Here is a 20,232-nt window from a genome sequence, read left to right on the forward strand (position 1 = left end):
TAAATATGTTGCAGTGCAGCATAGTCAGTAGAGCCAAAATTCCTCCGACATCGCGGCCCAGGAATTTTCATCCGGAACCGCGATCGCGTCCAGATCATCTGCCGTCGAGGATCGATTCTCGATCCACTCCCGCAACGATGGCCCGCCATTGATCACATCGAACGCCAGCTTGTCATTCTCATATTCGTAGGGAAAATCGCGCCACAATTCATATCCGTCGTGGAGATTCGCGATCGCCTTCAGCGCCACAGCCTGCAATCGCCAAGGCCGGAAGGCGGCGTGATCATAGCCTGGCCCCTCGGCATGGATCTGCACGCCGTTGCACAGCTGGCCCTGATGCTTGTGGAAGGTCGGTTCGAACCAGATTTCCCGCAAAAGGCAGCCTTCGAGCCATTGCGGTGCGATTCGCTGCATTTCCGCAATCACCGGCCGCGCTTGGATATCCGGCGCGCCGAAAAGCTCCAGCGGCCTGGTCGTCCCCCGCCCTTCCGAGAGCATCGTCCCCTCCAGCATCACCGTTCCTGCATAGGCACGGGCCATATTGACATTGGGCGCATTGGGACTGGGATTGATCCAGATACGGTCCTCGGGCCAGCCATAGCCGGGGCCTTCGGGTTGCCAGCCCTGCATTTTAATGACCCGATAATCGACATCGAGGTCAAAATGGCTGATCATCCAGCGCCCCATTTCGCCCATGGTAAGTCCATGCCGCATCGGCATCGGCCCTGCCCCGACGAAACTTTCCCATCCGTCTTCCAGCAGCGTGCCCTCGACCGGTCTACCGGCGGGATTGGGACGGTCCAGCACCCAGACCGCCTTGCCATGCTCGGCAGCAGCTTCCAGCATATAGCGCAGGGTGGTGATGAACGTGTAGATCCGGCACCCCAGATCCTGAAGGTCGATCAGTACGACATCGAATGTGCCCATGGACTGGCCGGTCGGCCGTCGTACTTCGCCATAGAGGCTGAACACCGGGATATCGTGGACCGGGTCATTGAAATCGGGCGACTCGATCATATTGTCCTGCTTGTCACCGCGCAGGCCGTGTTGCGGGCCAAAGGCAGCCGTCAGGTTGATATCATCGAGCGCGGACAACGCATCCAGACTGTGCACCAGGTCGCGTGTTACCGAAGCCGGATGGGCCAGCAGCGCGACCCGCTTTCCTGCCAGAGGCCGGCGCAGGTCGACGTCCTCGATCAGCCTGTCTATTCCGAATTTCATCGATCTGTCGCTGCCTCCATTTTGAGCGTAAATCCATCCCGGTGATGGAAATCCGGCCTAGCGGCGGGATGCGCCAAAGCCCAGAGTGATTTTTCTCCGTCCTGCATCTCGATAACCGCCGCCAGGCCGGCATCAAGTTCTTTCGCCACCCAGAGATCGGGCAATCCCAACATGGCCTCGATAGCCACATGGGTATCGCTGAAATCCATGTATATCTCCGGTGCTTTCGGCACCGAAAGCGGTCTCATCCCCTCGCGATAGCGGTCGAAACCATAGGCCGCCCAGTTGCCCGAAGGTGAAAAGTTGAACTCGCAATATTGTTCGGCTCCCGGCTCGCCGAGGAAGAGTTCGAAGCATGTATTCTCCCACAGATGATCCGCCCGGAGCGACTGATCCAGATCAACCGGCAGACTGATTTCTTCGACATTTCCCTCTGCATGATATCGCAGCCAGATCGTGCCGGTCTCCGACAGCGACCATTCAACTGTGATTTGATCAATCGCCGATACCGGAGTCACCGGATGGCTTTGCAAGTTCAAACGCATATTGCGACTTTCGTTGTCCCCATGTAACGCACCAATCCATGACCCATTATCAATCCGATCTGCTGCGTCTACTGAATGATCGCGGCTATATCCACCAGTTAACCGATGCCGAGGCATTGGATTCACTTGCCACCAAGAGCATCATTCCCGGCTATATCGGATTTGATGTTACCGCAGATTCGCTGCACGTCGGCAATCTGGTGCAAATCATGCTTCTCCGCCGGCTGCAGCAGGCAGGCCACAAACCGATCGTCCTGATGGGCGGCGGCACCACCAAGGTGGGCGATCCTTCCGGCAAGGATGAGATGCGAAAATTGCTGGATGATGACGGGATTGCGTCAAATTTTGCCAAAATCCGGACCAGTTTCGAGAATTTTTTGACATTTGGTGACGGTCCTACCGATGCTATCATGGTCAACAATAATGACTGGCTGGGCGAGTTGGAATATATCCCGTTCCTGCGCGATATCGGCCGGCACTTCACGATCAACCGGATGCTGACCTTTGATTCCGTCAAACTGCGGCTGGAGCGGGAACAGCCGCTGACCTTTCTCGAATTCAACTATATGATCCTGCAGGCTTACGACTTTCTTGAATTGTCGCGGCAGCATGGTTGCCAATTGCAGCTTGGCGGGTCCGATCAATGGGGCAATATCGTCAACGGGATCGAGCTTGGTCGACGGGTAGACGGCGCCGAACTGTTCGGAGTCACCACCCCTCTGATCACCAAAGCAGACGGGTCCAAAATGGGCAAATCCGTCGACGGTGCGATCTGGCTGAACGCCGAACGCCTGTCGCCCTATGACTACTGGCAGTTCTGGCGCAACACAGATGATCGCGATGTCGGCAAGTTCATGCGATTGTTCACCGACATCGATCTGGAAGAAATTGCGAGACTGGAAACGCTTCAAGGGTCGGAAATCAACGAAGCCAAGAAAATACTGGCCGATGCCGCCACCGCGATGGCACACGGGGACAGCGCCGCAGCGGATGCCGCCAAGACCGCGCAGCAGACCTTCGAACAAGGCACCGCGGGCGACGATTTGCCTGTTTTCGAAGTGACGGGCGGCGAGATTTCAATTCTCGACGCTCTTGTCGGTATCGGCTTTTGCGCTTCGAAGGGCGAAGCCAAGCGACTGGTTGCCGGCGGTGGCGCCCGGATCGACGACGAGCCGGTTCGGGATGCGGGATCGATGGTTGCTGTGACAGGTGAAGACAGGAAAATTTCTGCCGGCAAGAAAAAGCACGGGTTGCTTCGCCGAGCCTGATCATGCGCGCACATGAGCGGCCCCTCTCACGCTCATTTACCATTTATTCTTGATCAACCGTTATGGTCGCGATGAACCATATACGGAGCTCGCTGCGAATGACCGGTCTACCACCTCAAACAGCCTCAGATATGCGTCGTGCCACGCGTTTTTCGGTCGATTTTGAGACCATATGCGAATTTCATCCCAATCAGGAAATCCGGGTGCGAATCGCCAATATTTCCGCAAACGGCATGATGCTCGCCGATCCCATCGACATGGAAAAGGGGGACCGGGTGACCGTTCGCCTACCGGTTGCGGGACGTATCGAAGCCTATCTGGTCTGGTCCCATCAAGGGCGCCACGGTTTCAAGTTTGAGCGGGTTATCCGGGAACCGGATTTCTACGCCATGCTGGAAAAAATAAACAGCAACTAGGCGCTATCCACTGCGCAACAGACTGACGCCCCAGTCCCTTTCAAACAGATAAAGGGCAACACGCGCTGCCTGCCCTCTTTCGCTGTCCAGGCCACCATCCCGTTCGAGCAAAAGCCTCGCATCATCGGTCGCCGCTCCGATAAATTCATTCACCTGTGCGGGCGTCGCAATACGAAAGCCGGCATCACCCGATTGTCGGGTACCGAGCAGTTCCCCCGCCCCGCGCAACCGCAAGTCTTCCTCGGCGATACGAAAGCCGTCGTTGGTCTCGCGCATCAGCGTGAGGCGGGCGCGCGCCGTTTCGCTCAGCGTTTCGCCTCGAATCAGCAGGCAGTTGGACTTGACGCTCCCCCGGCCCACCCGTCCGCGGAGCTGGTGCAACTGGGCGAGACCAAAACGGTCGGCAGCTTCGATAATCATCAGGCTGGCATTGGGCACATCGACCCCGACCTCGATCACCGTGGTGGCCACCAGCACCTTAATCTCGTCGCGCTGGAAGCGGGTCATTACCAGATCTTTTTCCGGCCCCTTCATCCGACCGTGCACCAGGCCGACCTGATCACCGAAGCGTGCAGACAATGCAGCGGCGCGGTCCTCAGCCGCCGCGAGATCGCTCTTCTCGCTCTCGTCAATCAGGGGACAGACCCAGTAGGCCTGACCGCCGGAAGCGATATGGCGGGCCAGCCCCTCAACCACGTCCGCCATTCGTGCGTCGGAGATCACGCTGGTGTCTATCGTCTGCCGTCCGGGTGGCAGTTCGTCGATGCGGGACACATCCATTTCGCCATATTGACTCAAAGTAAGCGTCCGCGGGATCGGGGTTGCGGTCATCGCCAGCAAATGCGGCGTACGCTCGGCCTTTTGCGTCAGCATAAGGCGCTGAGACACGCCGAATTTATGCTGCTCATCGATGACCGCGACGGCGAGATTCCTATATTTCACATGGTCCTGAAATATCGCGTGCGTTCCGATCAGGATATTGATCGAACCATCCATCACTCCCATCAGTGTCGCCTCGCGAACCTTCCCCTTGTCGCGTCCGGTCAATATGGCGATGTTGACCGGAAGGCCCGTCAGCAATTTCTGGAGTCCTTCGTAATGCTGCCGTGCCAAAATTTCCGTCGGCGCCAGAAAAGCACCCTGATAGCCCGCTTCTACCGCAGACAGCAGCGCCATCAGCGCCACCAGAGTCTTTCCCGAGCCGACATCACCTTGAAGCAGCCGTAACATCGGAGCGTTTTGCGCGAGATCGCCTTCAATTTCGACAATGCAACGCTTCTGGGCATCGGTCAGCTCAAACGGCAGCTTCAACCTGTCGCGTAACCTGCCATCGCCTTGAATAGGAATGCCTTTCTTGCTCCGGTTGCTGGCACGCACCAGCATGAAGGCAAGTTGGTTGGCAAATACCTCATCATAGGCGAGCCTGTCACTGCTATCTTCGCTTTCGACGCGATGAAGGGCAACGATACTGTCCTTCCAACTCTTCCAGTCTTTCGCAGCAAGCTGGCTCGGTTCGATCCATTCCGGCAACGTCGGAGCTAGCGCCAAGGCCTGCCCAACCAGCTGCTTCATTCGCCCATTGCCCAACCCTTCTGCTAAAGGATAGATCGGCTCCAGAAGCGCGATGCTGTCGCCCTGCCCGGGTTCGAGAACCTGATCCGGATGGACCATTTGCAGTTCGTCGCCATAGCGTTCGAGCTTTCCGGAAATGACCTTGGACTCACCCAGCGGCAGCAGTTTCTTGGGCCAGCCCGGATTCCGTCCAAAAAAGGTTAGACTGATATAGTTGCCCAGCTTGTCCGTAGCGTGGACCCGCAAGGGACTGCGTGGCCCGCCGGTACGATAATCAACAGGTGTCACCTCAACGATGATCGTCTCGCCGACATCGACTTCATCGAGTTCCTCAACGCGTTTGCGATGTATCCAGTAGCTTGGTTGATGGTTGAGCAGATCCTTGACCCGAGTCAGCCGCAGCTTTTCAAGCGGCTTGGCCAGCACCTTGCCGACGCCTTTAAGCGACTGGGTTTCGCCAAATAATGGATTGAGTATCTCGGGCCGCATGTCTATCCGCCTTTATACCCCCGCTGGCCCATTATGCCAGCCAAGTTGGAGCAGTAATTATGGATCGCGAAACCAAGCTGAAACGGCTGCAATTTCGCGCCTGGCATCGCGGGACCCGCGAGGCGGATTTTCTCATTGGCGGTTTTTTTGATCGTTATAGTCCTGACTGGTCCGAAGAGGATATCGACTGGTTCGAAAAGCTGCTCGTTGAAGACGACGTGGATGTTATGGCCTGGGCAATTGGCACGCTGCCCGTTCCTTCGGCTTTCAAGGGGCCGCAAATGGATGATATGCAGAAACTCGACTATATCGATGCAACGAAATAATATTCCTGTCCTATATCCAGAAGCGATCCCCAGTGTCTTATCCAGATAGATTATTATCCGCCGAACAAGGCATGACCATAGCCGGTGTGCCGGCTGGCTATCGCCCGCTGTTCCTGTCGGAAGTTGCGACCCAATCGGGCCGGCGCACGATATTTATCGCGACCGATGACGCGGCGATGAGCGCGGTTGTCGAAGCGGCCCGCTTTTTTGCACCCGATCTCGATATCATCGAATTTCCGGCTTGGGACTGCCTGCCTTATGACCGTGCTTCCCCGGCTCTTCACACCACTTCGGACCGGCTCGCAGCCCTGGCTAAACTGGCTCAGCCGTTCTCGGGCGCGCAGTTGCTGGTCACGACGGTAAACGCGGTAACCCAGCGCGTACTAGCGCCATCGCGAATCAAGGAATTTGTTACCCGCCTGGCACCCGGCACGATCGTCGAGCAGGAAAAGCTGATTTCATTTCTCTATGCCAACGGATTTGTCCGCGTCGACACGGTGGCTGACAGCGGCGAATTTGCGGCCCGTGGCGGTCTGATCGATCTCTTCCCGCCGGGCGCCGAGCTGCCCATCAGGATCGACCTTTTCGGCGACGAAATCGAAACGCTGCGACAGTTCGATCCCGCAGACCAGCGAACCGTCGGCAATATTGATAGTCTGGAACTGCTCCCGGTATCGGAATTCCTGCTGGACCCGGAGAGCATTACGCGTTTTCGCACGCGCTATCGCGATCTCTTTGGCGCGGTTGCGACAAGCGACGCACTCTATCAGTCCATATCGGAAGGACGCCGTCTGGCAGGGATGGAACATTGGCTGCCGCTGCTCGAAGACCAGCTCGCAACCATTTTCGATTATGTCGGGGATGACAGTCTGATCTTGCGGGATACGGCTGGAACTGCAGCGGCAGAGGCGCAATTTGTCGCCATTGCGGATTATCATAAGAACCGGGTCGAAGCCGATAAGGCCAATCTGTCGAGCTACCGCCCGCTACCCCCGGAAATGCTCTATCTGACGCCGGAAGAATGGCGGATCCGCGAGAATGACGCGCCCATCCATATTCTAAGCGAATTTGACGAACCGGAATCGGACAACGTCATGTCGATGTCGGTGTCTTCACCCCGCGATTTTTCTCCGGAACGAGCCCGCAACGAGAATATTTACCAGGCACTGGGCAGCCATCTCAGCGGCCTGACAAAGGCCGGAACCACGGCCATAGTCGCCAGCTATAGCAAGGGATCGCGCGCCCGTATCTTCGACCTTCTCAAGGACCATGATGTCAAGGGAGCCGTGCTGTGCGATGATTGGGCATCCTGCCTCTCGGCTGCGCCCGCAATAGCACTGACAATCTTGCCCCTGTCTTCCGGATTCCGATCGGAAGACCTGTCTTTGCTCACCGAACAGGATATTTTCGGAGACCGGCTGGTTCGCAAGTCGAAGCGGCGCAAAAGCAGCGATGCCTTCATCGAGGAGCTGTCCGCGCTCAGTCTGGGCGATTTGGTGGTGCATCTCGAACATGGCATCGGACTTTACGAAGGCATCGTCTCGATTCCGGTCGGCGACAGTCCGCATGATTGCGTTCATCTCAAATATGCCGGCGGTGACAAGCTATATGTCCCCGTGGAAAATATTGATGTCCTCAGCCGCTATGGCGAAGGCGGTGACAGTGTTGTGCTCGACCGTCTGGGTGGCGAAGGCTGGCAACGGCGCAAGTCGAAGCTGAAGGAACGCATCCGGGCGATTGCCCATGAGCTGCTGAGAACTGCAGCAGCCCGGGCTTTGCAACCGGCAACCCCCGCCCGCGTGGACGCGAGCGAGATGGCGGGCTTCGTCGACCGCTTCCCATATCAGGAAACCGATGACCAGCAGCAGGCGATCGAGGAAGTTCTCGGCGACATGGCATCCGGCAAGGCGATGGACCGCCTGGTCTGTGGTGATGTCGGTTTCGGCAAGACCGAAGTCGCGATGCGCGCTGCCTTTGCCGCCTCAATGGCCGGTATGCAGGTTGCGATCATAGCACCGACAACGCTTCTTGCACGCCAGCATTTCAACAATTTCGAAGAGCGTTTTCGCCCCTTTCCCGTCAAGATCGGTCGGCTGTCCCGTCTGGTGCCACCAGCGGAAGCCAAGAAGACCAAAGAAGGCCTGGCGAGCGGTGAAGTCGACATTGTGATCGGCACGCATGCCCTGCTCGCCAAATCCATAGAATTCCAGCGGCTCGGCCTGATCATTATCGATGAAGAGCAACGTTTCGGGGTCACCCATAAGGAACGATTGAAGGCGATGAAGGCGGATGTGCACGTCCTCACCCTGACCGCCACGCCCATTCCTCGGACGTTGCAGATGGCGATGACCGGCATGCGCGAACTGTCGGTCATCCAGACTCCGCCTGTCGACCGGCTGGCGGTGCGCACCTACGTCATGCCATGGGACCCGGTACCGCTGCGCGAAGCGCTGTTGCGCGAACATTATCGCGGCGGCCAGTCTTTCGTGGTCGTGCCGCGGATCGCGGATCTTGCCGACATCGAAGATTTCTTCAAGAAACATGCACCCGAGCTCACCTATGTTGTTGCCCATGGACAGATGCCGCCGGCAACCGTGGAAGAGCGGATGTCCGCTTTTTACGACCGCAATTATGATGTGCTGCTTTCGACCACTATCGTCGAAAGCGGTCTCGATATTCCCAGCGCGAACACACTGATCATCCACCGCGCCGACCGGTTCGGCCTGGCCCAGCTCTATCAGCTGAGAGGCCGTGTCGGGCGCTCTAAAACGCGCGCTTATGCCTATATGGTGACGCCGAAAGACCGGATCATTACCGAGAAGGCGGAGAAGCGACTGAAGATCCTCGGCGATCTGGACAGCCTTGGTGCCGGCTTTGAGCTCGCCAGCCATGATCTGGATATCCGCGGTGCAGGCAACCTGCTGGGCGACGAGCAATCGGGGCATATCAAGGAAGTCGGCTTCGAACTTTACCAGTCAATGCTGGAGGATGCGATTCTCGAGGCGAAGGCCAAGGGCTCCGGCCTGCAAGCCACCACCGACAGCTTCTCTCCGCAGATCACGGTCGATGCGCCCATATTGATACCGGAAGCTTATGTTCCTGATCTTTCACTCCGGATGGGGCTCTATCGCCGCATGAACGGGCTTAAAACCCTTCAGGAAATCGAATCCTTTGCCGCGGAAATGATCGACCGGTTCGGCGACCTGCCGATACAGACCGACAATCTGCTCAAGCTCATGCATATCAAGATGAATTGCGTGAAAGCGAAGATTGCGAAAATCGAGATGGGGCCGCGCGGGGCTCTGGTCACGTTCCACAACGACAGCTTTCCCAACGTCCCGGGCTTGCTCGATTATGTCGACCGTCTCAAGGGGACTGCCAAGATCCGGCCCGACAACAAGCTGTTCATCGAACGCAAGTGGCGCGATCCCAAGTCCCGCCTGCATGGCCTGACCCAATTGACGACCGGCCTATCGAAACTCGCGCAGCGCGTGTCTGCCTAGTTGCTGCGCAGGGCGAAGGCTTCGAACTCGTCCGGCGACAGCGCACCGGAACGCAGGAAACCCTGAAAAAACTCGCAGCCCTGATCGGCGAGAATATCAAGCTGGGATTCGGTTTCGATGCCTTCGGCGACCACGCTCAGGTCAAGACTATGTGCCATGTCTATTATCGATCGCACGACAACCTGGTCCTTGGACGAACCACTCATGTCCCCGGTCAACCCGCTGTCGATCTTCAGATAGTCAACCGGCAGTTCCTTAAGATAGGACAAGCTGCTGTAACCGGTGCCGAAATCGTCTATTGCTATGCAGATGCCTTTCTTGCGCAACCGGTGCAATTTGGTCGCCGAGGCCGACAAATTACCGATCAGCTCTGACTCGGTGATCTCGAGCGTCAGATGGGCCGGATCAAAGCCGGCGGTTTCGACTTGCCCCAGCATGTCATCGACAAATGTTTTCGCCGCCAGATCGCCGGCGGTGACATTCAGCGACAGCCGTAGGGATCCGAGACTTGCCGGCCATCGAGCGGCCAGGGTCAACGCCTGCTTGTGTATCTGGGTCGATAGCGAATCCATCACCCCCGCCCGCTCGGCGACGGCGAACAAGGTGGACGCGCCGAGTAATCCATATTCGGGATGCTCCCACCGCGCCAGAGCCTCTGCACCAAATAATGCTCCGCTATCGACCTTGATTTGCGGCTGGAATACGATGACGATTTCACCGCGCCCCATGGCTCCGGGCAATTGCCCCTCCAGCACCTCTTCCAGATGGACATCGGCTTCGGACACGGTGCTGAAATGGATCGGCAGAGCGTCCGCGGCGGTCGCTTCCGCGAGCGCCAGGACCGCTTTTCTGATCAATGTTTTGTCGCTGGAATCCTTGGTCCCGATCGCGACGCCCGCCCGTACGACGGGATTGATCGGCCGCCCCTCGAGCTGCAAGTCGCCAAAGATGGCGCCGATCAGTTCATTGGCAAAATCCGAGACCTTGCTATTACCGAAATCGGCAAGCGCTATCAGAAAATTCTGACCGTCAAGACGCGCCACGAGATGCGGTCCCTCATATTGACGATGCGCCTGGTCCATCAGCCTGTGCCCGACAATCCGCAGCAACTGGTCCCCAGCATTGCGTCCGAACGCGGCGTTGATCATCCGGAAATTCTTGATCCCGATCGCAATCAGCGTCAGCTGGCTGCCGTCATCCAGTTTCCGCCTGATCCACGTCCGCGCCGATGCCGCATTGCGCAACCCGGAAAGCAGATCCCGTCCGGTCCAGTCCTCCGCGTCCCCGCCACTGGCGAGATATTCGATTCTGCCGGAAATGCGGCCATCGGCCTCGTGCAGATGATGGATCACCGGGCGGCCATTGAACCGGTGCGGTACCGCCGCTTGCCTTGCACCATCCCGCAAACGCCCCATGGCTCCTCGCACACGACACCGCTCCTCGGGCGAGAGCGTGCGATAAATGCCGGTCAGCGGATAACGCCCGAAGTCAATCTCGCCAGCAGCGGCCAGCAGGCTATCGCTGATCCAATATTCCCTGAGGCTGCCGCCGGTCATCGACCATTGCAGATCTCCCAGTGTCAGCAGCGATTGTTCATGGCTCGTGCGTTCGGCGCCACCTCTGAAATTTTCGACATAGCGATAGGCATAGTTGATCGCCTGGTTCAGATTTGCACCGGTATCGGCGAAATCCAGATAATGGGTCGCGCCGGCCTCGAAGCAATGCGCGATAGTCTCAGCATCGTGGCTGCTGTCGACCAATGCCAATATCGCGATGCCGCTTTCGGTTGCCGTCCGCGCCAGCTCGGCGATTGCCTGTGCGCCTTCCCGTTCGGATTGGCGGATATCGATCACCGCGATCATCGCGCCGGCGGAGAAGAACCGGGCGCTGAGATTATCCAGCCGGCGGGCCGAATGCACCCGCCATCCCAAAGCCGCGATTTCTGCCGCCAGCGGATCGCGCTCGTGGAACGAAAGCAGAAACAGGTTTCTAAATTCGGCCGGACGGGCAGTCGGGGTGGACGATATTTTGACTTCGAGACTCCTTGAACCGGGTGACCTGAACGCCGTTTTACAGGCGGCAGACTATCTTTTTCCGTAGCAGGAAAACCTTTATAGGGCGTTGCCTGCCTATCCGGAAAGCGCTAGCCCTATAGCATTGAATCGACATGAGGCGCCCAATGCAAGACGGTTTCGGACGCAAAATTGATTATCTTCGCATTTCGGTCACCGACCGGTGCAATTTCCGCTGCCAATATTGCATGTCGGAGAAGATGACCTTCATGTCGAAGTCCGAGCTTCTGACACTGGAAGAGATCACTCTCATCGCCGAACGTTTTATCGGTCACGGCATCCGGAAGATCCGGCTGACCGGCGGCGAGCCGCTGGTGCGACGGGATATGAAAGACGTGATCCAGCGGCTGGGCAGAAAGGTGGCTTCCGGCGAGCTGGAAGAACTGACCCTGACCACCAACGGCTCGTTGCTCACCGAATATGCCGATCATCTCGCGAGCCATGGCGTACGGCGGATCAATGTCAGCATGGACACGCTCGATCCCGCCGGCTTTGCCGAGATCACCCGCGGCGCCGATGTGAGCGTCGTGCTGGACGGCATAAGAGCCGCCAGCGAAGCCGGTATCCGGGTCAAGATCAACATGGTTGCGGTTCGCGACTTCAACGAAGCCGATCTCGTGCCGATGGCCGAATATTGCGCCGAACGGGGACATGATCTGACGGTTATCGAGAGCATGCCTCTGGGCGATGTAGGGGCTGATCGAAAGCTGGCCCATATTGCCGCCGATGCGTTCCTGGCGCCCTTGCAGGACCAATATTCCATCCAGCCCATTTCCCACCGCAGCTCCGGCCCCGCGCGCTATGTCTCGGTCGAACCCCTGGGTCTGCGCCTCGGCCTGATCACACCGCTGAGCAACAATTTCTGCGATGATTGCAACCGCTTGCGCCTGACCACCGACGGCAAGATATTCATGTGCCTTGGTCACAACGCACATGTCGATCTGCGCGCGGCGGTTCGCGAGAATGGCATCGCTGCCGTTGACCAATTGCTCCAACAGGCTCTAAAGCTCAAACCGCAGCGCCATGATTTCAATGCGCAGCTCGATGGGTCCGCAGAGATATTGGAGCGTCATATGAACGTCACAGGCGGATGAACGACAAGAAATGGGCACTGATCGTGTCTCCTACGGCGCCGGCGCAGGAAGCGGCCGACAAGCTGAAAGCGCTGCTCGACTGGGTTCCGGTCGAAGAAGCCGATCAGGCCGTGGTTCTGGGCGGCGACGGTTTCATGCTGCAGACCTTGCACCAGATGCTCAATCGCCGGAAGATCATGCCGGTCTATGGCATGAACCTGGGCACGGTCGGCTTCCTGATGAACAACTGGCATCTGGAAGACCTGAACGAGCGCCTCGCCAAGGCCCGCGCTTTCAAGGTCAAGCCCCTGAAGATGGATGTCGAGACCATTTCCGGCGCCAGTTTCACCCTGCCCGCGATCAATGAAGTGTCGCTGCTGCGCGAAACCCGGCAAACAGCAAAGCTCGAAATCGAGATCAACGGCCGGATCATGATGGAAGAGCTGGTCTGCGATGGCGTTCTCATTGCCACGCCCGCCGGCTCGACCGCCTATAATCTGTCCGCAAACGGTCCGATTCTTCCGCTGACCTGCAATCTTCTCGCGTTGACCCCGATCAGCCCGTTCCGGCCACGCCGCTGGAAAGGCGCCATATTGCCGGACAAGATGGAGATCACCATCCGCGTCCTCAACCCCGAAAAACGGCCGGTCAGCGCGGTTGGCGACCAGCAGGAAGTACGCGATGTCAGCTGCGTAAAGGTGGCCATCGACCGTAGCCAGTCGCTGACCATGTTGTTCGATCCGGAACATGCACTGGATGATCGCATCGCCATGGAACAATTTGTCGTTTGATGGCTTGCGGGACGCAAATGACATTGTTATAGGCGCGCTTCACCATGAAAGGCTCGGTCCAGAATCGAGCGTGTTCCCCGATAGCTCAGTGGTAGAGCATTCGACTGTTAATCGAATGGCCGTTGGTTCGAATCCAACTCGGGGAGCCATTTTCCTACCTCCACCTCCCAGAAAATATCCGTTCTCCGGCCGGTGCATGGCGTAAAATCCGGTCTGGCGGTGGCAGAACCTGTCTTTCGAATCAGCGGATATGGCGGTCTATCACGGCTGGCCGACTGTAGGAAAGCCGGCCCTGACCGCGGCTGGCCCGCAGAATCAGGCCGCCTGCGCCAGCGCAACCTGGTTACGACCGTTGCGCTTGGCCTGGTATAGCGCCTGATCGGCGCGGTCCATGGCATCGTTCAGCGAATCGGCATCGGTCAGCACCGCCAGTCCGAAGCTCGCGGTGACCTTGTGATCGGGTGCCAGTTCCGGATGGGCAACGAAGCGCAGCGAATCGCACATATGCTGCGCCAGAAGCTGCGCGGTCTCGAGCGGAATCCAGTCGGTCAGGATCGCAAATTCCTCGCCACCGGTTCGGGCCACCTGCCCCTGTTCCTGACACAGGCCGGAGGCCGTCTTTGCAACCCGTTGCAGAACCTTGTCGCCCGCCGCATGGCCATATTGGTCATTCACCCGCTTGAAATGGTCGATGTCGAACAGGATGACCGCCCGGATATACTGCCTGTCCCGGTCGTCTGCCCCGGAGCTGTTGAACAGCCCTTTCAGCCCGCGCCGGTTCAGCAGGCCGGTCAGCGGGTCGCGATTGGACTGTCCATGGAAATGCCAGACCATGTCCAGCCCGGCGGCGTATAACAGTACCACCGCAAGACCCAGCGCGCAGATGCCGCTGGTGAAATGGAATATCCAGGCATATTCCGATTGCGAATAGCTCTGCTCGGTCAGAGTCAGGCCATGCAGCGAATAGACAATCAGGATACGCACCACAAATATCGCCGCAACGGTCGCAATCACGCCGAACAGCACCCCGTCGATCACCTTTTCGCCCGCCTTCCACAGGGGCGGGAGCGCGAGCGCCAGCAGGATCGCGGCGACCACGCTGACCAGAACCGAACGAATCGATATGTCGGGGGCGACGAAGGTAAGGACGGTAAAGGCCGTCATCGCCGAGGACAGGATAAGCCCCACGATGATATTGGGAAATGCAGCGTTGCACCGGACGTAGACCGCCTTGGCAATCGCCAGGCTGAATATCCAGAACATACTGGTGGAGACGAAGATGAAGCCGACGCTGGTCGACGGGGTTCGCGTGCTGTCGATGATATAGGCCGCCAGAGCCGCCGAATAGGCGACCGCCACCCATCCCGGGAACGGCTGGCGCTTGTTGAAAAAATGGATCAGCCAGAATACCAGCGCAAAAATCGCCAATATGAGGACGGTCTGGATATGAAAGCCGGAATTCTCTGACATCGGATTCAACATAGCAACGATCTGTCAACGAATTGTTAACCGCCGCATTTCTGTCTGCCGCCTCCCTGTGGTTCGTCAACGATAGCAGCCAGGACCGCTTTTTTTGACGATCATATAGTCTGTTGCAATTACCTCCTTCAATCTGTTGTAATAGCGGAAAATTCGCAAAAATTAAAAATCAGGGTCACACGGGTCACACCCCCTAAAGCGGAAAAAGCTTTGCCGTCGGAAAGGGCTTATCGGGGCAGGAAGCTGACAGCCATTTTATGCCCGGAACAATCGTGCCCGAAGCCGAAAACAACCCGCCGGGACGCAGAGCGGCGGGCGGGTGGCCGGATGTGCAATACCATCGTCATGGCACCGGTTTACCAGATCGGCAATGCTGTAGGAAAGAGCGGATCGGGTCATATTACAGACTGATGCAGCTTCTCCCGTGAGCGAGAGGAAAAGCGCAAATGCTGAAGCGGTCGTGACCAAAATTCCATGGACTCACACGAAGCCGCGAAGGCGCGAAGGGATTGCGCCTTGTCTTCCGGACTTTGTGACTTCGTGTCTTCGTGCGAGTCCAAACATTGCCTCTCTGGGTCACATTGTGCGGGATGTCAGGAAGATCTACTCGGGCAAAGCGGGCCGGTGTAGGCTATACCGAACTTGCACGGAGTTTGTGCGAATCGGATATTTCTGAAACCGAAGGTTCAATAATCGTGAAGATCAACAGGGGGAGCTTTCCAGCATGGTTTCTGGTGGCAGTGATGGAAGCGATAGGCGTGAAGTAACTCCGCATCTAAGCGGTTACGGTATTGCCTTGGCCTTGATACTTTCAATCATAATTGCTGGTGGGCTAGCGTATTCAAGCGGGCAAGAAAGCGAACGCCGCAATCAATATCCCGCTAATTATTCCGAGACAGCTAAGGAAAGCGCGCTGCGCTCCTGCGGTGGAGTTGAGCCTGCGGCTGTTTTTGATTGTGTCTATGAAAAAGTAGAATCCAGCCAAGAAACAGCACGCGCTGAACAAGATTTGGATGCCCAGCAGGGGATGAAATTTTGGGCGATCTGGATGTTTATAGCCACCCTCAGCACGGTAGCGGTGACTGGTATCGGTGTTTGGTTTGTCAAGAAGACCTTGGAAACCAATTCCGATTTTCTCAAAGAATCCATAAAAGCCACCAAAGCTATGAACCGGCAAAACGAGTTGACCGAACATGCGCAACGCCCGTGGCTTCAAATTTCTACAAAAGTTGCAAAGGTTGAAACAAAGGGAAGCCTGTTGCTTAGATGTGATATCACGATCACTAACGTTGGAAAAATGGTCGCCGAATGTTGCGCTGTGCGGACTGTAATTATCACACCTATACGCGCATCTTCTGAGGACCATCTTGTTGAATCCGCTAGGGCCAACGCCGAAGAGGCCGCTAATGGAAGGATGAGCGCTGACCTTTCCCCATATCCACTTCTTCCCGGAGAAAGCACAACCTTTAGTAGTCAAAATGAGGCTCGCGGACACCTGATGCCGGCAACTGTTGGACACAGTGCCAACGACAGATTGCACTATATCGTGTTCGCCGCCGCAAGATACCGCATCCCTGGTGATGATATCTTCAGGAAAACCGACAGGGCATTTTGTTTTACTTATGGGGAGACTGAAGAAATTCGAAACGATCCATTTTCTAGTATGGGATTACCATTCCCCCTTCCCGACGACATTTCTATCGAAACTGTATATATGCGTCGAGCTGGCCATAACAGGACCACCTAGCCAGCAACGTCGCCAATATTAGCCTAATCACGGGCCTTACCCCGTGTTCCCGCAACCCTCCCCTTAACTCCTACATAGTGCCGCTAATTTCCTGACCGGAATTACGGTGACCACGCCCTAATCCCAACCCCTCAAACCCACAAGATCCTTACCGCCACATATAAAATCAGCAACGCCGTCAGCCGCCTGATCCAGATCTCGGGCAAGGCTTTGCTGGCCAACAGGCTGCCGACCTGCCCGCCGAGCAGCACGCCGAGGAACAGCGGCCAATAGGCCAGGATCGCCTCGCCGCCGCTGCTCCATCCTGATTTTGCCAATTGTCCGGCCAGGCCGGCAACCGAATTGACCAGAATGAAGACGCTGGCGGTCGCGGCGATGCGGCGGCTGTTGGACCAGCGGGTGAGCAAAAGGATCGGGGCGAGGAAGATGCCGCCGCCGATGCCGACCATGCCGGAGAGGAATCCGATGCCGGTGCCGGTGGCAGGCGCGAACAGGCGGTGACCGGTCCATTGTCCCGCGGGGGCGCTATCCCCTGCCCGCTTGATGAACGGTTCGATGATCAGCAACAGGCCCGCTGCCGCCAGCGACAGGCCGAGCAGCAGCATGAAACTGTCCTGCGCCAGAACCATGCGCCCGCCCAGCCAGGCGGCCGGCACGGACAGCAACAGGATCGGCCAGATCCTGCGCCAGTCGATCAGGCCGCGCGACTGGAAGCGGATGGTGCCGCCGGTCACGACGATGATATTGCACAGCAGCGCAATGACCGGCAGCGCCCGATAGTCGAGCACGGCCAGCGCCAGCAGCGCGATATAGGTAGAGCCGCCGCCAAAACCGACGCTGGCGTAGAGCGCGGCGGTCAAAGCAAACAGCAGGGCCAGGACGGAAATTGAAATATCCATCTCAGTTCCCGCCTGGCCGCTGGTGTTTCAGATCAAAACTTGCCGTGGCAATGCTTGTATTTACGGCCCGAACCACAGGGGCATGGCGCGTTGCGGCTGACCTTGCTGCCGTCGAAGGCATCTTGCGGATTGTCCATTTGTCCGGATTGCCGTGGCGGCAAGGCGGTGGATACCGTCCCTAGGGTGCCGCCGTCGATATCATTGCTGTTATCCTCGCCGGTCAGCGGATCGATGTGCGTGGTCAGGAAATCGGGCAATTCCGGCAGATCGGGCACAACCAGCTCTTCCTGCTGGTGGAACTGGCTGATCGCGATCGTTTTGGTGACGCCTTCGCGGATGATTTCCAGCATCCGCTCGAACAGGCCAAAGGCTTCCTGCTTATATTCGTCGAGCGGCTTTTTCTGGGCATAGGCGCGCAGGAACACGACCTGGCGCAGCGCGTCGAGCGTGGCGAGATGCTCCTTCCAGTGATGGTCGAGCAATTCGAGCAGGATCGATTTTTCGATATCTTCCCACACGCCGGGCTTCTCGGCATCGACCTGCGCCTTTTTCGCAGCGAAATCGGCATCGGCCAGTTCGGCGATCCGGGTCTCGATCAGCTCGGGTTCGACGGCGTCTTCCTGCAGCCAGCTGTCGATATCGGGCGCGAGGTTGAGCACGTCCTTGACGCGGGTCTTCAGCCCTTCGATATCCCATTGCTCGGGATAGCTGCCCGGAGGACAGGCATCGGCGACCATTGCGTTGACGGTTTCATGGCGCATGTCCTCGACGACATCGCCGACCGTGTCGGCATCCATGATTTCCGAGCGCTGCTCGTAGATCACCTTGCGCTGGTCGTTCATCACGTCATCATATTCGACGACCTGCTTGCGCGCTTCATAGTTGCGCGCTTCGACCTTTTTCTGGGCGGTTTCAATGGCTTTCGACAGCCATTTGCCACCGATTGCCTCGCCGTCCTCGAGATTCTTGTTCATCATCTTGGCGAACATCGTTTCGGTGCCGAAGATGCGCAGCAGATCATCCTCGAGGCAGAGATAGAAACGGCTCAGCCCCGGATCGCCCTGGCGACCGGAACGGCCGCGCAGCTGGTTGTCGATCCGGCGGCTTTCATGCCGCTCGGTGCCGAGCACGAACAGACCGCCCGCCGCTCGCACTTCCTCGCGTAGCGCGCGGACTTCTTCCTCGATCTTGGCGATGGCCTTGTCCCGTTCCGGCCCCTCTTCCATGTCGGCCAGTTCTTCCTCGATCCGGAAATCGATATTGCCGCCGAGCTGGATATCGGTGCCGCGACCGGCCATGTTGGTCGCGATCGTCACCGCACCGGGAGAACCGGCCTGGGCGACAATATGCGCTTCCTGCTCATGGAAGCGGGCGTTGAGGACATTATGCTTCACGCCTTCCTTGTTGAGGAAGTCGGAGAGCAGCTCGGATTTCTCGATCGACACGGTGCCGACCAGCACCGGCTGGCCCTTGTCGCTATGTTCCTTGACGGTCTTTGCAATGGCGGCAAATTTGTCGAGCGTATTCTTGTAGAATTCGTCATTCTCGTCGATCCGCTGGACCGGCTTGTTGGTCGGAATGGTGACGACATTCATCTTGTAGATTTCGAAAAATTCCGCTGCTTCGGTTTCCGCGGTGCCGGTCATGCCGGACAATTTGGGATACATGCGGAAATAATTCTGGAAGGTGATCGAGGCCATGGTCTGGTTTTCCGGCTCGATCTGGACGCCTTCCTTGGCTTCCACTGCCTGGTGCAGGCCGTTGGACCAGCGCCGCCCGTCCATCATCCGGCCGGTAAATTCGTCGATGATGATAACCTTGCCGTCCTTGACGATATAGTCGGTGTCGCGCTTGCGCATGACATTGGCCATCAGCGCCTGGTTGAGATGGTGGACAACCTGGGTATTCTCGAAATCATAGAGATTGTCACCGACCAGCAGACCGGCTTCCTCGAGCAGGCGTTCCGCCTTTTCCGTGCCCTCTTCGGTCAGCGAGATATTGCGTGATTTCTCGTCCTTTTCATAATCATCCTCGGTGATATTCTGGACCACCGCGTTGACCTGCAGATAGAGATCGGACTTGTCGTCGGTCGGGCCTGAGATGATCAAAGGCGTCCGCGCTTCGTCGATCAGGATCGAGTCGACTTCGTCGACAATCGCGAAATTGAACGGCCGCTGGACCATCTGGGCGCGCTCGTGCTTCATATTGTCGCGCAGATAATCAAAGCCGAATTCGTTGTTGGTGCCGTAGGTAATGTCCGCCGCATAGGCCGCGCGGCGCTCGGCCTCGCCCAGATTGGGGACGATCACGCCGACTTCCAGACCAAGGAAATTATAGACCTGGCTCATCCATTCCGCATCACGGCGGGCGAGATAGTCGTTGACGGTGACGACATGGACGCCCTTGCCCTCGATCGCGTTGAGATAGCAGGCGAGCGTCGCGACCAAAGTCTTGCCCTCACCGGTCCGCATTTCGGCGATTTCGCCGCGATGGAGCACGATACCGCCGATCAGCTGCACATCATAATGCCGCTGGCCCAGCGTCCGCTTGGCCGCTTCGCGAACGACCGCAAAGGCTTCCGGCAATATGTCGTCGAGCGTCTCGCCGCCGGCGACCCGTTCCTTGAACTGCACGGTCTTGGCCGCCAGTTCCGCGTCGGAGAGCGGTTCGACTTCCGTTTCGAACGCGTTGACCGCATCGACCACTTTCTGCATGGATTTGACGTACCGGTCATTGGCTGACCCGAAGATGGATTTGGCTAAACCGCCGAACATGACATTTTCCAATTTGTAAATTTTGCCGGCCGGTAGCCGGCCGCGAACAGGATGAAT

General features: G+C 57.6%; 14 protein-coding genes and 1 tRNA gene. 8 read left to right on the forward strand and 7 right to left on the reverse strand.

What is annotated here, in order from left to right; genetic code table 11:
- Positions 1 to 24: 24 nt before the first annotated feature.
- Both CHN51_RS16540 and CHN51_RS16545 read right to left on the reverse strand, forming a co-directional pair.
- The gene (locus tag CHN51_RS16540; RefSeq protein ID WP_100094997.1) at positions 25 to 1,221 is read right to left on the reverse strand and encodes a DUF1343 domain-containing protein; all 1,197 of its coding nucleotides are present in this window, start codon (positions 1,219 to 1,221) and stop codon (positions 25 to 27) included.
- Entirely contained in the window at positions 1,218 to 1,766 is a 549-nt protein-coding gene (locus CHN51_RS16545) for a DOMON-like domain-containing protein (protein ID WP_100094998.1), read from the reverse strand. Before CHN51_RS16545 ends, CHN51_RS16540 begins: the two co-directional genes overlap by 4 nt.
- A gap of 38 nt (positions 1,767 to 1,804) precedes the next feature.
- Between CHN51_RS16545 and tyrS the strand changes: the two genes are divergently transcribed.
- A complete protein-coding gene (gene tyrS, locus CHN51_RS16550; RefSeq protein WP_100094999.1) occupies positions 1,805 to 3,034 on the forward strand; it encodes a tyrosine--tRNA ligase in 1,230 nt (409 codons plus the stop codon).
- Positions 3,035 to 3,165: 131 nt separating this feature from the next.
- The gene (locus tag CHN51_RS16555) at positions 3,166 to 3,450 is read left to right on the forward strand and encodes a PilZ domain-containing protein (protein WP_164089258.1); all 285 of its coding nucleotides are present in this window, start codon (positions 3,166 to 3,168) and stop codon (positions 3,448 to 3,450) included.
- Between the two features lie 3 nt (positions 3,451 to 3,453).
- Here the strand turns inward: CHN51_RS16555 and recG are convergent, their stop codons facing one another.
- Entirely contained in the window at positions 3,454 to 5,511 is a 2,058-nt protein-coding gene (gene recG, locus CHN51_RS16560; RefSeq protein ID WP_100095001.1) for an ATP-dependent DNA helicase RecG, read from the reverse strand.
- Between the two features lie 59 nt (positions 5,512 to 5,570).
- Here recG and CHN51_RS16565 point away from each other — a divergent pair, with 59 nt between their 5' ends.
- Positions 5,571 to 5,837: a succinate dehydrogenase assembly factor 2 gene (locus CHN51_RS16565; protein ID WP_100095002.1), complete on the forward strand. Its 267-nt coding sequence runs from the start codon at positions 5,571 to 5,573 to the stop codon at positions 5,835 to 5,837.
- A 71-nt stretch (positions 5,838 to 5,908) separates the two neighbouring features.
- Entirely contained in the window at positions 5,909 to 9,340 is a 3,432-nt protein-coding gene (mfd, locus tag CHN51_RS16570; protein WP_240616781.1) for a transcription-repair coupling factor, read from the forward strand.
- On the opposite strand, the gene CHN51_RS16575 is transcribed toward mfd, so the two are convergent.
- The gene (locus tag CHN51_RS16575) at positions 9,337 to 11,259 is read right to left on the reverse strand and encodes a GGDEF domain-containing phosphodiesterase (RefSeq protein ID WP_123906344.1); all 1,923 of its coding nucleotides are present in this window, start codon (positions 11,257 to 11,259) and stop codon (positions 9,337 to 9,339) included. The genes mfd and CHN51_RS16575 overlap by 4 nt on opposite strands.
- Before the next feature lie 248 nt (positions 11,260 to 11,507).
- Between CHN51_RS16575 and moaA the strand changes: the two genes are divergently transcribed.
- The 3 genes from moaA to CHN51_RS16590 all read left to right on the forward strand — a co-directional run bounded on the left by moaA (position 11,508) and on the right by CHN51_RS16590 (position 13,425).
- A complete protein-coding gene (gene moaA / locus CHN51_RS16580) occupies positions 11,508 to 12,506 on the forward strand; it encodes a GTP 3',8-cyclase MoaA (RefSeq protein WP_100095005.1) in 999 nt (332 codons plus the stop codon).
- The gene (locus tag CHN51_RS16585) at positions 12,503 to 13,276 is read left to right on the forward strand and encodes an NAD kinase (protein ID WP_100095006.1); all 774 of its coding nucleotides are present in this window, start codon (positions 12,503 to 12,505) and stop codon (positions 13,274 to 13,276) included. The genes moaA and CHN51_RS16585 overlap by 4 nt, the downstream gene beginning before the upstream one ends.
- Before the next feature lie 74 nt (positions 13,277 to 13,350).
- A tRNA-Asn gene (locus tag CHN51_RS16590) sits at positions 13,351 to 13,425 on the forward strand.
- Positions 13,426 to 13,591: 166 nt separating this feature from the next.
- Here CHN51_RS16590 and CHN51_RS16595 read toward each other — a convergent pair.
- Entirely contained in the window at positions 13,592 to 14,746 is a 1,155-nt protein-coding gene (locus CHN51_RS16595) for a GGDEF domain-containing protein (protein ID WP_164089260.1), read from the reverse strand.
- A gap of 733 nt (positions 14,747 to 15,479) precedes the next feature.
- On the opposite strand from CHN51_RS16595, the gene CHN51_RS16600 reads away from it, so the two are divergent.
- Positions 15,480 to 16,502 (forward strand): hypothetical protein, encoded by a 1,023-nt coding sequence (locus CHN51_RS16600; RefSeq protein ID WP_123906345.1) that lies wholly within the window; start codon positions 15,480 to 15,482, stop codon positions 16,500 to 16,502.
- A gap of 131 nt (positions 16,503 to 16,633) precedes the next feature.
- Here the strand turns inward: CHN51_RS16600 and CHN51_RS16605 are convergent, their stop codons facing one another.
- Entirely contained in the window at positions 16,634 to 17,401 is a 768-nt protein-coding gene (locus CHN51_RS16605; protein WP_100095009.1) for a sulfite exporter TauE/SafE family protein, read from the reverse strand.
- Between the two features lie 32 nt (positions 17,402 to 17,433).
- Positions 17,434 to 20,175 (reverse strand): preprotein translocase subunit SecA, encoded by a 2,742-nt coding sequence (gene secA / locus CHN51_RS16610; protein ID WP_100095010.1) that lies wholly within the window; start codon positions 20,173 to 20,175, stop codon positions 17,434 to 17,436.
- Positions 20,176 to 20,232: the final 57 nt, after the last annotated feature.

Origin of the sequence: Sphingorhabdus sp. YGSMI21, from assembly GCF_002776575.1 — a bacterium.
In the GTDB taxonomy this organism is placed as follows: domain Bacteria; phylum Pseudomonadota; class Alphaproteobacteria; order Sphingomonadales; family Sphingomonadaceae; genus Parasphingorhabdus.